Genomic DNA, 14,993 nt, shown 5'->3' on the forward strand with positions numbered 1-14,993 from the left:
GCCACCGCAATACGCTGACGCTCATGCCAGCTGCTACTCGCACACCCAAAGTCGTCGTGCTCGGAGGCGGATCGTTCGGCACCACGGTGGCCTCCATCTGCGCGCGACGCGCACCGACGCTGCAATGGGTGCGATCCGAATCGACCGCCTCCGACATCAACGACAACCAGCGCAACAGCCGCTACCTGGGCGACGAGGTGGTTCTCAGCGAGACCCTGCGCGCCACCACCGATTTCGCCGAGGCCGCCCACAGCGCCGACGTCGTCGTGATGGCGGTGCCGTCGCACGGGTTCCGGGGCGTGCTCACCGAGCTCGCCACCGAATTGCGGCCGTGGGTACCGGTGGTGTCGCTGGTCAAGGGCCTGGAGCAGGGCACCAACATGCGGATGTCCCAGATCGTCGACGAGGTGCTGCCCGGCCATCCGGCCGGCATCCTGGCCGGCCCGAACATCGCCCGCGAGGTCGCCGAAGGCTACGCGGCCGCGGCGGTGCTGGCCATGCCCGACCCGCACCTGGCCGCCGAACTGTCGATGCTGTTCAGCACCAAGAGGTTCCGGGTCTACACCACCGACGACGTGACCGGTGTCGAGATGGCGGGCGCACTCAAGAACGTCTACGCGATCGCGGTCGGGATGGGCTACTCACTGGGGATCGGCGAGAACACCCGGGCCATGGTGATGGCGCGTTCGGTGCGGGAGATGTCCAAGCTCGGCGAGGCGATGGGCGGGGCGCGCGACACGTTCTCCGGTCTGGCCGGGATGGGTGATCTGATCGTCACCTGCACCAGCCAGCGCAGCCGCAACCGGTTCGTCGGCGAACAGCTGGGCGCGGGCAAGCCGATCGACGAGATCATCGCGTCGATGAACCAGGTCGCCGAGGGTGTTCGGGCCGCCAGCGTGATCATGGAGTTCGCCTCGCAGTACGGGCTGAACATGCCGATCGCGCGCGAGGTCGACGGCGTGATCAACCACGGTTCCACCGTCGAGCAGGCCTACCGCGGGCTGATCGCCGAGACACCCGGACACGAGGTGGAGGGCAGCGGCTTCTGAGGTTCCGGAGCTGGTCGGGAGCGCAGGAAGCGCCCTTTACCCCCGGGCCATCTCCTCGAGCCGGCGGATCCGGTCGGCCATCGGCGGGTGGGTGGAGAACAGCTGCCCGACCTTCTCGCCGGCCCGGAACGGGTTGGCGATCATCAGATGCGACTGGCTGGCCAGCTGCGGCTCGGGCGGCAGCGGCGCGGCCTGCACCCCGTCGGAGATCTTGCGCAGCGCCGACGCCAACGCCAGCGGGTCACCCGTCAGCACGGCACCCGACTGGTCGGCCTGGTACTCCCGCGACCGCGACACCGCCATCCGCACGATCGACGCCGCTATCGGGCCCACCAACGCGACCAGAATCATCGCCAGCGGGTTGCCGCCCCGGCGGCCGCCCATGAACATCGCCATGTTCGCCAAACCGGTGATCACCGAGGCCAGCGCACCGGCCACACACGAGATCAGGATGTCGCGGTTGTAGACGTGCGACAGCTCGTGGCCCAGGACCGCGCGCAGCTCACGCTCACTGAGCAGCCGCAGGATTCCGCTGGTGCAGCACACCGCGGCGTGACGCGGGTTGCGGCCGGTGGCGAATGCATTCGGGGCGTTGGTGTCGCTGACGTACAGCCGGGGCATCGGCTGGTGTGCGGCGGTGGCCAGCTCGCGCACGATCCGGTGCATCTCGGGCGCCTGGACCTCGTTGACGGGCTGGGCATGCATCGCCTTCAGGGCCAGCTTGTCGCTGTTGAAGTAGGTGTAGACGTTCATCCCCACGGCGAACAACACCGCCACCCACATCATCTGTGGCCCGAACGCCCGACCCACCAAGACGATCAACCCCGACATGACAAGCAGCAGAAAGAACGTCTTCGCCGTGTTGTGATGCGGGTGCCAGGTCATCGACGTCCTCCTTGGACAAGCGCGGTCATGCCCATTAAACGCCGCGCGAGCAGCAAGGGTTCCGCCATTGCGGTCAGCCGTGCCGGTTGACGGTGTAGTCGACCAGGCCGGTCAGTGCCGCACGGCCCACGCAGTCGGGCAGCGCAGCCAACTCCGCACGCGCCTGCGCGGCGTAGTCGGCGACCGTCTCCTTCGCCTTGACCATGCCCGGCGACACCCGCAGCAGTCCCAGCGCCTCGGCCAGCACCGCGTCGTCGGTGACCGGGCCGGCCAACAGCGTGCGCAGCCGCTCGGCGTCCGGGCCGGTCTCGGCCAGCGCGTAGAGCACCGGCAGGGTGTGCACACCTTCACGCAGGTCGGTGCCGGGCAGCTTGCCGGACTCATCGGGGTCGGAATCGATGTCGATGATGTCGTCAGAGATCTGGAAGGCGGTGCCGAGGATGCCGCCCAGCCGCGCCAGCCGCTCGATCTGATCGTCGTCGCCGCCGGAGAACGTCGCACCGAAACGGCCGGACGCCGAGATCAGACAGGCCGTCTTCTCGTAGACCACCTTGAGGTAGTGCTCTATCGCGTCCACCCCCTGCGCGGCGCCGCGGGTTTCGCGCATCTGCCCGGTCACCAGCTGGGCGAAGGTCTCGGCGATGATCCGCACCGCCTCCGGCCCCAGCCGCGACACCAGCCGCGACGCCGTCGCGAACAGGTAGTCGCCGGCCAGGATCGCGATGTTGTTGCCCCAGCGCGCATTGGCGCTCGGCGCCCCGCGGCGGATCTGCGCCTCGTCCATCACGTCGTCGTGATACAGCGTGGCCAGGTGCACCAGTTCGATCACCGCGCCGGCCACCGTCACCTGCCAGGCGTCCGGCTCCGGCCCCAGCTGGGCGGAGAGCACGGTGAACAACGGACGGAAGCGCTTGCCCCCGGCGTCGAACAGGTGGGTGACGGCCTCGGTCATCAGCCCGTCCCCGCCGCGTAACTCGGTGTCCATCAGCTCTTCGATGCGTGCCACCCCGTCGCGGACATTGCCCGCGAACGCCGGGTCGCCCAAGCCCGCGAAATCGAGCCCTGCCACCACACTCGCCGGTGTTCTCACGGCTCCAACATACTGGTCAGTGTGAGTTCGCAGGCTGATGTGGTGGTGGTGGGCGCCGGACCGGCGGGGTCGGCGGCGGCCGCCTGGGCCGCCCGGGCAGGCCGTGACGTGCTGGTGGTCGACACGGCCACCTTCCCCCGGGACAAACCCTGCGGCGACGGGCTGACCCCGCGCGCCGTCGAGCAGCTCGAAATGTTGGGCCTGGGCGAGTGGCTCGACAGCCACATCCGGCACCGCGGGCTGCGGATGGCCGGGTTCGGCGGCGAGATAGAGGTGGACTGGCCCGGTCCGTCGTTCCCGTCGACCGGCAGCGCCGCGCCGCGCACCGAACTCGACGAACGGATCCGCAAGGTCGCCGAGGAATCCGGTGCGCGAATGCTGTTGGGCGTCAAGGCCGTCGGCGTCCACCATGACTCGTCCGGGCGGGTGCGTTCGGTGGTGCTGGCCGACGGCGCGGAGGTGGCCTGCCGGCAGTTGATCGTCGCCGACGGCGCCCGCTCGACACTGGGCCGGGTGCTGGGCCGCCAGTGGCATCAGGAGACGGTGTACGGGGTGGCCGCCCGCGGATATCTGGCCTCGCCGCGCGCCGACGAGCCGTGGCTGACGTCGCACCTGGAACTGCGCTCCCCCGACGGTGCGGTGCTGCCGGGCTACGGCTGGATCTTTCCGCTGGGCAATGGCGAGGTCAACATCGGTGTCGGCGCGCTGGCCACCGTCAAGCGGCCCGCCGACGTGGCGCTGCGGCCGCTGATGTCCTATTACGCCGACCTGCGCCGCGACGAGTGGGGATTCGAGGGCCCGGTGCGCGCCCCGGCCAGCGCGCTGCTGCCGATGGGCGGCGCGGTCTCGGGGGTGGCCGGGCCGAACTGGATGCTGATCGGCGACGCGGCGGCCTGCGTCAACCCGCTCAACGGCGAAGGCATCGACTACGGGCTCGAGACCGGGCTGCTGGCCGCCGAACTGCTGAGCACGGCTGGCCTGTCCGCCGATTTCACCCACGCGTGGCCGGAGTTGCTGGCCGCCCGCTACGCCCGCGGATTCTCGGTGGCCCGGCGGCTGGCGCTGCTGCTGACGTTCCCGCGGTTCCTGCCCGCGACCGGCCCGTTGGCGATGCGCTCGCAGACGCTGATGCGGGTGGCCGTGCGGGTGATGGCGAACCTGGTCACCGACGACGATGCGGACGTGGTGGCGCGCGCCTGGCGCGGCGGGGGGCGGATGTCCCGGCTGATCGACCGTCGACCGCCGTTCGTTTAACCGGTGCCCGGTAGGCCCGCACGATATTGCCGGGGGGTCTGCTCAAACCAGCGTCGGCAGGACCGGTTCAGCGTGCTCTGTTCGGCGTAACCGAGCAAGCCCGCGATCTGGCCGAGCTGCAATCCCGGTTCGGCAAGGTATCTGGCCGCCAGGATGCGACGTTCATCCTCGATCAGGTCCTGACATCGCACGCCGTCCGCGGCCAGGGACCGTTGCAGCGACCGTGGATGCACGGCCAGTTGGTTCGCGATCGCATCGACACTGCATTGTCCGGTGGGCAACAGCCGGCGGATCAGCTCCGCCACCCGTTCCGGCAGCGCCGCGGTGGGCGGAAGATAGTTGGACTCAAGGTATTTCGTTGCAATACGTCTGGTCTCCGGATCAGCGTTCCCGATCCGTCTGTCTGCCAGGCTCCGAGATATCTCGAATCCGCACCACGTCTGGCCGAAGCGCACCGGGCAACCCAGCGCTTCGTGGTAGGCCGCATCCGAGCCCAGCTGGTCGTGGGTGAACGACACCACGCTGGGCCGCGCCTCCGGGCCGCCGAGCAGCCGAAGGACCCGCACCACGATGGCCATGCTGAGCTCGTAGCCCTGATCCAGCACGGTGAGGCCCGGTTCGGCCACTTCGTAGATGAACGTGGGACCGGCCGCTGCGCCGTGCCGCGCCGGAGTCAGCGTCAATCCTGGTGAGTGGACGTACATGTAACGCGCGATCATTTCCAGCCCGCCGAGCACGGTTTGGGCGTTGCGGGCGATTACCGCGACGGGACCGAAGATGTCGAGGCCCTGCCAGCGCGAGAGGCGAAGACCAAAGTCGGGGCAACCCAAGTCCTCGGCGCTGGCCTCCAACATGCGGGCGTACGCGCCCAATGAGATGAAGGTGTCTTCCCGGTTTTCGATAGCCGGCGGGATCCGGAATCGCGTTCGGAAATGTTCCGGGTCCCCCCCGAGGTCGACCACCAGGTCGCCGTACCCCCACAGCGTGGTTGCCCGGATCAGACGGTCCATCCGAAAGCACCCCCCTAAGTGTCGGGAAATGACAAAAGTATGTCAGAAATCACCAAGACCTGCGTCGGCTTCCACCACCATCGTGGGATCCCACACCCGCACATCGCAGGAGGCCCCATGCCCGTCGACCGCAGCAGTCTGTTCATCAACGGCGGCTGGGTCACGCCGTCGACGTCGTCTCGCATCACGGCGTTGAACGCCACGACCGAGGACGTCCTCGGCTCCGTCCCGCAAGCCGACCTTGCCGACGTGGATCGAGCGGTGGCGGCCGCGCGCACGGCTGTCGACAACTCCGAATGGTCCGCGGCCTCCCCGGCGGATCGGGCGGCTGCGATGCACCGGTTCGCCGACGAATTGGAAAAGCGCTCAGGCGAGTTGACCCGAACCGTGAGCCAGGAAAACGGGATGCCCATCGGGCTGAGTGAGGCGTTCGAGGGCGACTTCGCGACCGGTCTGCTGCGGTACTACGCGGACCTGGCGGCAACCATGTCGGTCGAGGATGTGCGGCCATCGCAGACCGGTCTGCAGACCGTGGTCCGGCGTTCGCCGGTGGGTGTGGTCGCAGCGATCGTGCCGTGGAACTACCCGGTGGTGCTCGCGATGAGCAAGATCGCGCCGGCGCTCGCGGCCGGGTGCGCCGTCGTCGTCAAACCGTCACCGCCGGCGACGGTCTTGGACTGCTTCATCGTCGCCGAAGCCGCTGAGGCAGCGGCACTTCCGCCGGGCGTCATCAACTGGGTTCCCGGCGGGCCGGACATCGGCGAGTATCTGGTCTCGCACCCGCGGGTGGACAAAGTCGCGTTCACCGGGTCGACAACGGCGGGTCGGTCGATCGCCAGGGCCTGTGCGGGACTTCTGCGCCCGGTGACCCTGGAATTGGGCGGAAAGTCGGCGGCCATTCTGCTCGATGACGTCGACATCGACGCAATCATGCCGGACCTGCAGTTCATCACGTTCATGAACAACGGGCAGACCTGCGTCACCTGCGCCCGGGTGCTGGCGCCGGCACGGCGTTACGACGAGGTGGTCGATGCGCTGGCGGCCCGAGTGTCCTCATTGCGGGTCGGTGATCCGTTGGATCGGGGCACCGACATCGGCCCCATGGCGACCGCCGCCCATCGCGAGCGTGTCGAAGGCTACATCGAAAAGGGCAAGGGCGAGGCGAAATTGATCGTCGGCGGCGGTCGGCCGAAGGGTCTCGACAAAGGCTGGTTCATCGAGCCGACCGTGTTCGCCTACATGAGCAATGACGCGACCATCGCACAGGAAGAGATCTTCGGCCCGGTGCTCTCGGTGATCCCCTACGACGACGATGCCGACGCGGTGCGGATCGCCAACGACTCCGCCTACGGGCTCGGCGGGACGGTGTTCAGCGCCGACACCGAACGCGCGAAGGACATCGCCCGGAAGGTGCACACCGGCACCATCGGCATCAACGGCTACCCGTTGGCCATCGGTTCACCGTTCGGCGGGGTGAAGGACAGCGGTCTGGGCCGCGAATTCGGTCCCGAGGCGCTGGACAGCTACCAGGACCTCAAGTCGATGTACATCATCAAGCCCGCTCAACCTGTCGCGAAATGATAAAACGATGTCGGAAACAGTCAATACTTCCCGGGACACCCTCGACCATTCTGAAGGCAACGCACCGCTAACGGCAGCGGGCACGATGGATGAGGATGTCATGGACGCACAACATTTCGATGTGCTGATCATCGGCGCGGGCCTGTCCGGAATCGGCACGGCGTGTCAGCTGCAGGCCGCGCTGCCGCACAAGACCGTCGCCCTGCTGGAGCGGCGCGAGCGAGTCGGCGGCACTTGGGACCTGTTCCGCTACCCCGGTGTCCGGTCGGACTCCGACATGTACACCTTCGGCTTCAAGTTCCGCCCGTGGCTGGACGTGAAAGTTCTGGCCGACGGCTCGTCGATCCAGCAGTACATCGCCGACACCGCTACCGAGTTCGGGATCGACGAGAAGATCCACTACGGCCTGCAGGTGCTGACCGCCGAGTGGTCCAGCCCGGACAGTCGATGGACGGTGACGGTGCTTCATCAGGCGAGCGCCGAAACCCTCACCTACACCTGCGATTACCTGATCAGCTGCACCGGTTACTACAACCACGACGCCGGTTACTTACCGGCGTTCCCCGGGATCGACCGGTTCCAGGGTCAATGCATCCACCCGCAGTTCTGGCCGGAGGACCTCGATTACGCCGGCAAGAAGGTCGTCGTGATCGGCAGCGGCGCCACAGCGGTCACCATCGTGCCGGCGATGGCCGGTGCCGCCGCGCACATCACGATGCTGCAACGCTCACCGTCGTACATTTTCAACCTGCCCGCCATCGACAAGATCTCCGGCTTCCTGGGCCGATTCCTTCCCTCGAAATGGGTGTATGCGTCAGCGCGAACACGCAACATCGTGATCCAGCGTCGGCTCTACCTGGCCTGCCGCCGCTGGCCGGCCCAGATGCGCCGGCTCCTGCTCTGGTTGGTCCGACAACAGGTCGGGCCGTCCGTCGACATGCGGCACTTCACGCCGAAGTACATGCCGTGGGACCAGCGGTTGTGCGCGGTGCCGAACGGCGATCTGTTCAAGGCGGTGAAGTCCGGCCAGGCGTCGGTGGTCACCGACGAAATCGACACCTTCACCGAGAGCGGCATCCTGTTGAAGTCCGGGCAGGAACTGGACGCCGACATCATCGTCACCGCGACCGGCTTGAACATCCAGATGCTCGGCGGCATGAAACTCGTCGTGGACGGCGAAGCGCTGGAACTGAGCGAGCGGATGACTTACAAGGCCGTCCTGGTCGAGGACATCCCCAACTTCGCCTGGATCGTCGGGTACACCAACGCGTCGTGGACCTTGAAGTCCGACATCGCGGCCCTCTACCTGTGTCGTCTGTTCAAGCACATGGAAGAGAACGGTCACACGGTGGCCACGCCCCGCGATGTCGACGACTCCCGTACCGACGCAGGCATGTTCGATGGCCTCAACTCCGGCTATGTACAGCGGGCGAACGACACGCTCCCGCGCCAGGGCACCAACTATCCGTGGAAGGTGCTCAACAACTACGAGTCGGATTCGAAGATGCTGCTCGAGGACCCGGTCGACGACGGTCTGCTCCGATTCGGCAGGACAGTTGCCGGGGCCTCGATCGCCTGAACTGGCCTGCCCTCAACTCTTCGGAAGAAACCCAACATGAGAGTCAGTAAAGCTGCCATCCGGGCTGTCCTGCGAGGCGCGCGACCACTGTTCGGATCTCCCCGTATGGGGGTCCTCGGCCGCCGTCTGATGCTTGAGACGCTCACGGCCGGCGCCCGTGCTCCCAAAGGAACCCGCTTCCAGCGCATCACCATCGCGGGCGTTCCGGTCGATCGGGTGCTGCCACCGCAGACCGCACCGAACGGAACACTGGTGTATCTGCACGGCGGCGCCTACGCCCTGGGCAGCGCGAGAGGCTATCGGGGGCTGGCCGCTCAGCTCGCCGCCGCCGCCGGTATGACGGCAATGCTTCCGGGCTACTCACGTGCACCGGGCGCCCAGTACCCGATTGCCGTCGAGGAGATGGTTGCGGTCTATTCCCGTCTGTTGGAGGACGGGATCGACCCGGACACTGTTGTGGTTGCCGGTGATTCGGCGGGCGGTGGACTGACCCTGGCGCTCGCGATGGCGTTGCGCGATCGCGGAATCGCATTGCCGGCCGCACTCGGCCTGATCTGCCCGTGGGCCGACCTGGCCATCGATATCGACCAGAAACGGCCGATACTGCGCGACCCGCTGATCCTCCCGTCGATGTGCGCCGAATGGGCGCCACGTTACGTCGGGTCCGCCGATCCGCGGCTGCCCGGCATCTCACCGGTGTACGGCGATATGACCGGCCTGCCACCGATAGTCATGCAGAGCGCCGGCGACGATCCGATCTCCATCGACGCAGCCAAGATCGCAGCCGCCTGCGCCGCCTCGAATGCGGCCTTGGACCACACCCGCTTCGACGGCATGTGGCACGACTTTCACCTCCAGGTCAGCCTGCTCCCCGATGCGCGCAACGCGATCGCCGATCTCGCGGCGAAATTACGCAGCCACCTCCCGGCTCCAGCACCGCAAACCTCCAACGAAAAGGCTCCCGCGAAATGACTTCTTTCCACGGCAAAGTCGCTGTCATCACCGGAGCCGGCTCCGGCATCGGGAGGGCCTTGGCCCTCAATCTCGCGAAGCGTGGCGCGCAGCTGGCACTGTCCGACATCGACTTGGCCGGGTTGGCCGAAACCGTCCGGCTAGCCGAAGGCCTCGGTGCGAAAGTGAAGTCCGACCGGCTGGATGTCGCCGAACGGGAAGCCGTGCTGGCCTATGCCGAGGCGGTCGTCGCACACTTCGGCAAGGTCAACCAGGTCTACAACAACGCCGGCGTCGCCTACAACGGCAATGTCGAAGAATCCGAGTTCAAGGACATCGAGCGGGTCATCGACATCGACTTCTGGGGCGTGGTCAACGGCACCAAAGCCTTTCTGCCGCATGTGATCGCATCCGGTGACGGACACATCATCAACATCTCGAGCGTGTTCGGGCTGATAGCCTTGCCCGGCCAGAGCGCCTACAACGCCGCCAAATTCGCCGTACGCGGCTTCACCGAAGCGCTGCAGCAGGAGATGCGGATCTCCAAGTACCCGGTCAAAGTCACCTGCGTGCATCCCGGCGGCATCAAGACCGCCGTCGGCCGTAACGCCATCGTCGTCGACAGCGAGGATCACCAAACCTTCGCCGATTTCTTCGACAAGCGGCTCGCTCGCCATTCGCCGGAAATGGCCGCCGAGACCATCGTCGACGGAGTCGCCCAGGGCCACGTCCGGGTGGTGATCGGCTGGGACGCGAAGGTGGCCGATCTGCTGGCTCGAGTCGCCGGCCCGTCGTATCAGCGGGTCGTCGCCGCAGTGGTGGCGAACTTCTTCCCGTGGGCCAAGCAAGCCTAGGTCGACGCCATGACCGGACAGATTCTCAGCGGCAGTATGGACGACTACCCGCTCACCATCACCAGCATTGTTGAACGCGCGGAGCAGTTTCACTTCGATCGAGAAGTGGTGTCACGCCGGCCTTCGGGGGCGATCACCAGAACAACCTTGGGGGCCTGCGCTGTCCGCGCCCGCCGCCTCGCCGGGGCGCTGAGTGCGCTCGGTGTGGGTGAGGGCGATCCGGTGGCCACCCTGTTATGGAACCAGAGCGAGCACCTCGAGTTGTATTTCGCGGTACCGGCGATGGGTGCGGTCTTGCACACGTTGAATCCGCGCCTCTTCCCCGATGAGCTGGCGTTCATCGTCGGGGACGCCCGGGACAAGGTCATCGTGGTCGACGAGTCGCTGCTGGAGGTGTTCGAAACCTTCCGGGCCGCAATCGATGTCGACCACGTCATTGTTGTCACTCATTCGGGGGCGGTGTACGACGGGCTGCTCGATTACGAGTCGCTGGTCACCGAAGCACAGCCGGTCCAGTGGCCCGTTCTCGACGAACGGCAGCCCGCGGTCATGTGTTACACGTCGGGCACGACCGGGCGCCCCAAGGGGGTCGTCTACTCGCACCGCGCATTGGTGCTGCATTCTCTGGTTGCGGCCCTGCCCGACCAGCTATCCGTATCGGCAAGGGACACTGCGCTTCCGGTTGTTCCGATGTTTCACGCGAACGCCTGGGGACTGCCCTACGCCGCGGCGCTGACCGGGGCGCGTATGGTGCTGCCGGGTCCGCGTCTTGACCCGGAGAGCATTCTCGACCTCTGCGCGACCGAGCGCGTGACCATCACCGCGGGCGTCCCCACCGTGTGGATGGGCATGCTGTCCGCACTCGACGCCGAACCGGGCCGGTGGGACCTGACTGCCTTGGATCGGTTGATCGTCGGTGGTGCCGCGGTGCCGCGGTCGATGTTCGAGGGTTACGACCGGCACGGTCTGACGGTGGTCCAGGCCTGGGGGATGACCGAAACCGCGCCACTGGGCGCGATCTGCCGACTTCCCGGCAGCCTGGACGACAGTCCTGCCGACCAGCAGTACGACAATCGGGCGCGGCAAGGCGTCGCCAGTCCGTTCTTCGACATCCGTGCCCGCGATGACAACGGGCAGTTGATCGCCTGGGACGACGTGGCCATGGGTGAGCTCGAAGTTCGTGGGCCATGGGTGGCGGCCGGTTATCACGGTGGCCGCGGTGCCGAGAGCTTCACCGCCGACAGCTGGTTCAAGACCGGCGACGTGGTCCGCATCGACGCCCACGGTTGCCTCCGGATCTGTGACCGCTCAAAAGATCTGGTGAAATCCGGCGGTGAGTGGATCTCCTCGGTGGACCTGGAGAACCACCTGATGGCCAACCCCGCGGTCGCGCAGGCCGCCGTGATCGCCATCCCCGATGATCGGTGGGGTGAGCGCCCACTCGCGGTGGTGTCGTTGCGCCCGGGAGCCGTGGTGTCCGCGGCTGAACTGCGCGAGCATCTTGCGCAGGAATTCGCCAAGTGGCAGTTGCCGGACCGGTTCGAGTTCGTGGCGACGATCCCCTGCACGGCGACGGGGAAGTTCAAGAAGACCGAGCTGCGCGAACTATTCGTCGGCTGAGATTCGGAACTCCCGTTGGTCAGGCCTGCTGTGGTTTGGGTGCTTGCCAGGAGCCGTTGAGGGCGGCTTCTTCGGGCCAGTAGAGGCGCTCGATGAGGCGGAAGGATCCTTCCGGTGCCGGCAGCCAGTTGGATTCCTTGTCCGGGCCGGGGGATTGGTGCTGGATGTAGAGGGTGTAGCCGCCGTCGGGGTCGGGGGTGAGATGAGGCAGCATCGGCGAGTTGATCAGGTAGCGGTTGATCGGGTTGGCGGCCAGCAGGCTTTGCGGCATCCGGTACATGGTCAGCGACCAGAATGCGTGCACTGGGGGCAGTTGGCCCGGTTCGAACCGGTAGGTGTACTTGTTGGCCCCGTCCAGTGGGGCACCGGCAGTATCGGTGGCGAAGATCGGGTACATCGCTTCGGCTTTGGTGTTTGCATAGATCCCGTTGACCGCGCCGGCCATCCGGTAGAGATAGTTCGCACCGAGCATCTCCCGTGTCCCGAACAGATCACCGGAATGGACCTTGCCGTGATCGATCTGGGCCTGCAGTGCGTCGAACTCCTTCCAGGCGTCGGTGATGGCGCCCTGGAATGCCTCCCGCATTTCCGGGCTGAGCTGCTCGGCGTTGAAGTCGCCGTCCGAGCCGATTCCGATGGAGGCGAACTTGGCACGCAGATCCTTCTCCGAGTCCAGCACCGGTACATAGCGCAAAACGAAGTTAAGGATCTCGAAGAATTTCGGGGAACTCTTCTGCTCGTCGATGCTCAACGGCTTGACGAAATCGATGCTGGGCACGGCGGCCGGGGGATGCTGGTTGAGGAACGCCGACAGTGGCTGCACCGTATACCCGGCTTGGACAGTCTTGACGTGCTCAATATCGTCGGGGCCGAACAACTGGGTGCGATACAGCGCCAACACGAAGTCGCTGTCAGCGTTCAGCACCTCATCGACACCGTCGGGCTTGTCGCCGGACCAGCCGGGACCGGCCAGCAGATATTTACCCCCGCCGTTGCCGGTGGTGCGGCTGCCGACGTAGGCGAAGTTGTAGGTGTACGCGTCGATGAATTGCACCGAGAAGTAGCGGTCCTTCTCGATCGGCGGGACCGTCAGCACCAGCGGCTCGGCACGCAGATCCGCCCCCAGCGTCGAATACGGGGTGTCGGAGTTGGGGGTCTGCACGGTGGTGTCGGCCGGGGTGTACACCCGGGCGGCAGAGTGGATCTCATTCCACCCACCCACGTATTGCGGGCTGGCCTGATCGACGAAATAGGAGTGCTGTATCCGGTAATTGTCGACCATCGGATACCCGTAGATGTAGGCCTGCTTCGCGATCTCACGGACCTGATCGATACTCACCTCGGCGCGATCGTCCGATCGGTCATCGCCACTGCATGCTGTCATGGCCGCCGACATCACCACTACGGCAACAACACCCGACCAGCGGCGCCACGAACCGTGAACCCCCATTGGCATCCCTTTCACCTGGACCGCTCCCCGGTCCGGGGCAAATCCGTTTACGGGATTTGACTGAGTATGGTCTCGCGCGCCCACCGATAATCCGGTTTTCCGTTGGCGGCCCGCTTGATTGCGTCGACCTGAACGACGACGCGGGGGCGCTTGTATCCCGCGAGGCGATCCATGAGGTAGTCGTTGATCGCACCGACGATATCTGGTCCGGGGACGCCAGGGGCAACTACCGCCGTCACCCGCTGGCCAAAACGCTCATCGGGGATACCGACCACCAGCGCATCGGCGACGTCGGGATGCGTCTTGATCACCTCCTCAACCTCCTCGGGGTAGACCTTCTCCCCCGCGGTGTTGATGCACCCCGACCCGCGGCCCAGCAGCACGAGGGTCCCGTCGGCCTCCAGCCGCCCCCAGTCGCCGATGAATGCGTAGCGTTGCCCGTTGATTTCGCGGAACACCCGGGCCGATTTCTCCGGGTCTTTGTAGTAGCTTTTGGGGGTCAACTTGCCGCCGGCGGCGATCAACCCCGGCTCATCCGAGCCGGGTTCGATCTCGCGTCCGTCCTCGCTGAACAGCTTGGTTTCTCCGAGTCGCATGAATTGGCCGGTCTTCGTCAGCCGGTCACCGCGGCGGGAAACCTGCACACCCATGGCGCCCTCGGTGGCACCGATGCCGTCGATCAGAGCCGTGTCGATGTGCTCAAGCAAGCCTTGCTTGACGGGCGTGGACCACATCACCCCCGATGACAAGATCACCCCGAGCGAGGTGAGGTTCCACGGGCGGCCGTCGGCGGCCTGCTCCTCCAACGCTGTCAGCAACGGCCGGGCAAAGGCGTCGCCGACGATGATCATCACGTTCACCGACTCCCGCTCCACCGTGGACCAGATCTCCTCTGGATCGAGCGAGCGGCCGGGCAGGGTCACGGCGCGGCCACCGGCGAGTTGCACCGCGATCGAATTGCTCAAGCCGGCGGTGTGCATGAGCGGCGAGCACGGCATGACGACCGGCGCGGCGCCGGCGGCGATTCGTTCGGCGCCCGTGGCAACGAGTTCGGCGACATCATCGGGCAACGCAGGGATGCCCAGCACGACGGAAACCAGTCCGACAAGTCCGACGGTCCAGTCTCCGATGTTGTAGACCACACCCTTCGGCATTCCGGTGGTCCCTCCGGTGTAGATCATGATCTCGTCGTCATCGTGTCGCGCGATGCGCGGTGCCGGTTTCGAGCGAGCCAGTAAGTCCTCGTAGGGCTGCGCGCCAGCGCAGTTGGATGGGCCGTCGTGGACCTCGGCGAGCAGTTTGAGCGTCGGCACGCGACCGGCGACGCGACCGACGGTCTGGCCGAGCGAGGCGTGGAAGATCAGCGCCTCGGCGTCGGAGTCCTCCAGCAGGTAGACCAGCTCGTCGTCGACGTAGCGGTAGTTGATGTTGATCGGGACCATCCGCATCTTCAGTGCGGCCAGGAAGGCTTCGTAGTACTCGGGACCGTTGTAGAGCAAAAGTCCGACTTTCGAACCGGGTACGAGCCCGGCATCCTGGAGCGCCTGGGCAAGCCGTGCGGCCCGGTCCTCGAACTCGGCCCATGTCCGCCGCGTCCGACCGTGCACGAGTGCGACTGCATCGGGAGCGTGGTCGGCGTAACCCTCGATGATGTCGGCGTAGTGCATTGT

At 66.2% G+C, this 14,993-nt stretch carries 12 protein-coding genes; 7 read left to right on the forward strand and 5 right to left on the reverse strand.

The genetic code is table 11. The features are described from left to right. The first annotated feature begins 23 nt into the window (after positions 1-23). Entirely contained in the window at positions 24-1,049 is a 1,026-nt protein-coding gene (locus tag ACZYY4_RS07345) for an NAD(P)H-dependent glycerol-3-phosphate dehydrogenase (RefSeq protein WP_463809017.1), read from the forward strand. A 36-nt stretch (positions 1,050-1,085) separates the two neighbouring features. Here the strand turns inward: ACZYY4_RS07345 and htpX are convergent, their stop codons facing one another. After that, complete coding sequence (gene htpX, locus ACZYY4_RS07350) at positions 1,086-1,934, reverse strand: zinc metalloprotease HtpX (protein ID WP_463809018.1); 849 nt, start codon at positions 1,932-1,934, stop codon at positions 1,086-1,088. 73 nt (positions 1,935-2,007) lie between these two features. Further along, positions 2,008-3,024: a nonaprenyl/(2E,6E)-farnesyl/geranylgeranyl diphosphat synthase gene (gene grcC1, locus ACZYY4_RS07355; protein WP_463809019.1), complete on the reverse strand. Its 1,017-nt coding sequence runs from the start codon at positions 3,022-3,024 to the stop codon at positions 2,008-2,010. 12 nt (positions 3,025-3,036) lie between these two features. Here grcC1 and menJ point away from each other — a divergent pair, with 12 nt between their 5' ends. Further along, on the forward strand, positions 3,037-4,278 hold the full coding sequence (gene menJ, locus ACZYY4_RS07360; RefSeq protein ID WP_463809613.1) for a menaquinone reductase: 1,242 nt from the start codon (positions 3,037-3,039) through the stop codon (positions 4,276-4,278). Here menJ and ACZYY4_RS07365 read toward each other — a convergent pair. Beyond that, positions 4,275-5,288, reverse strand: coding sequence for an AraC family transcriptional regulator (locus ACZYY4_RS07365; RefSeq protein ID WP_463809020.1), 1,014 nt, complete (start codon positions 5,286-5,288; stop codon positions 4,275-4,277). The two genes, menJ and ACZYY4_RS07365, sit on opposite strands and share 4 nt — an antisense overlap. 117 nt (positions 5,289-5,405) lie before the next feature. Here ACZYY4_RS07365 and ACZYY4_RS07370 point away from each other — a divergent pair, with 117 nt between their 5' ends. From ACZYY4_RS07370 to ACZYY4_RS07390, 5 genes are all read left to right on the forward strand, one after another. Further along, positions 5,406-6,869 (forward strand): aldehyde dehydrogenase, encoded by a 1,464-nt coding sequence (locus ACZYY4_RS07370; protein WP_463809021.1) that lies wholly within the window; start codon positions 5,406-5,408, stop codon positions 6,867-6,869. A gap of 100 nt (positions 6,870-6,969) precedes the next feature. Next, entirely contained in the window at positions 6,970-8,448 is a 1,479-nt protein-coding gene (locus ACZYY4_RS07375; RefSeq protein WP_463809022.1) for a flavin-containing monooxygenase, read from the forward strand. Positions 8,449-8,484: 36 nt separating this feature from the next. Then, entirely contained in the window at positions 8,485-9,420 is a 936-nt protein-coding gene (locus ACZYY4_RS07380; protein ID WP_463809023.1) for an alpha/beta hydrolase fold domain-containing protein, read from the forward strand. Further along, positions 9,417-10,253 (forward strand): SDR family NAD(P)-dependent oxidoreductase, encoded by an 837-nt coding sequence (locus tag ACZYY4_RS07385; protein WP_463809024.1) that lies wholly within the window; start codon positions 9,417-9,419, stop codon positions 10,251-10,253. The genes ACZYY4_RS07380 and ACZYY4_RS07385 overlap by 4 nt, the downstream gene beginning before the upstream one ends. A gap of 9 nt (positions 10,254-10,262) precedes the next feature. Continuing rightward, positions 10,263-11,873 (forward strand): long-chain fatty acid--CoA ligase, encoded by a 1,611-nt coding sequence (locus ACZYY4_RS07390; RefSeq protein WP_463809025.1) that lies wholly within the window; start codon positions 10,263-10,265, stop codon positions 11,871-11,873. Positions 11,874-11,892: 19 nt separating this feature from the next. Here the strand turns inward: ACZYY4_RS07390 and ACZYY4_RS07395 are convergent, their stop codons facing one another. Both ACZYY4_RS07395 and ACZYY4_RS07400 read right to left on the reverse strand, forming a co-directional pair. Continuing rightward, the gene (locus ACZYY4_RS07395) at positions 11,893-13,323 is read right to left on the reverse strand and encodes a DUF1254 domain-containing protein (RefSeq protein ID WP_463809615.1); all 1,431 of its coding nucleotides are present in this window, start codon (positions 13,321-13,323) and stop codon (positions 11,893-11,895) included. A 47-nt stretch (positions 13,324-13,370) separates the two neighbouring features. Further along, the gene (locus ACZYY4_RS07400) at positions 13,371-14,990 is read right to left on the reverse strand and encodes an AMP-binding protein (protein WP_463809026.1); all 1,620 of its coding nucleotides are present in this window, start codon (positions 14,988-14,990) and stop codon (positions 13,371-13,373) included. Positions 14,991-14,993: the final 3 nt, after the last annotated feature.

The organism is Mycobacterium sp. IDUB_21 (assembly GCF_055419425.1).

Coding starts and splice junctions, on each gene's coding strand:
- ACZYY4_RS07375 (WP_463809022.1), top strand. CDS start 6,970: ATGGACGCACAACATTTCGATGTGCTGATCATCGGCGCGGGCCTGTCC.
- ACZYY4_RS07390 (WP_463809025.1), top strand. CDS start 10,263: ATGACCGGACAGATTCTCAGCGGCAGTATGGACGACTACCCGCTCACC.
- ACZYY4_RS07345 (WP_463809017.1), top strand. CDS start 24: ATGCCAGCTGCTACTCGCACACCCAAAGTCGTCGTGCTCGGAGGCGGA.
- ACZYY4_RS07370 (WP_463809021.1), top strand. CDS start 5,406: ATGCCCGTCGACCGCAGCAGTCTGTTCATCAACGGCGGCTGGGTCACG.
- ACZYY4_RS07395 (WP_463809615.1), bottom strand. CDS start 13,323: ATGGGGGTTCACGGTTCGTGGCGCCGCTGGTCGGGTGTTGTTGCCGTA.
- ACZYY4_RS07380 (WP_463809023.1), top strand. CDS start 8,485: ATGAGAGTCAGTAAAGCTGCCATCCGGGCTGTCCTGCGAGGCGCGCGA.
- ACZYY4_RS07385 (WP_463809024.1), top strand. CDS start 9,417: ATGACTTCTTTCCACGGCAAAGTCGCTGTCATCACCGGAGCCGGCTCC.
- htpX (WP_463809018.1), bottom strand. CDS start 1,934: ATGACCTGGCACCCGCATCACAACACGGCGAAGACGTTCTTTCTGCTG.
- ACZYY4_RS07365 (WP_463809020.1), bottom strand. CDS start 5,288: ATGGACCGTCTGATCCGGGCAACCACGCTGTGGGGGTACGGCGACCTG.
- ACZYY4_RS07400 (WP_463809026.1), bottom strand. CDS start 14,990: ATGCACTACGCCGACATCATCGAGGGTTACGCCGACCACGCTCCCGAT.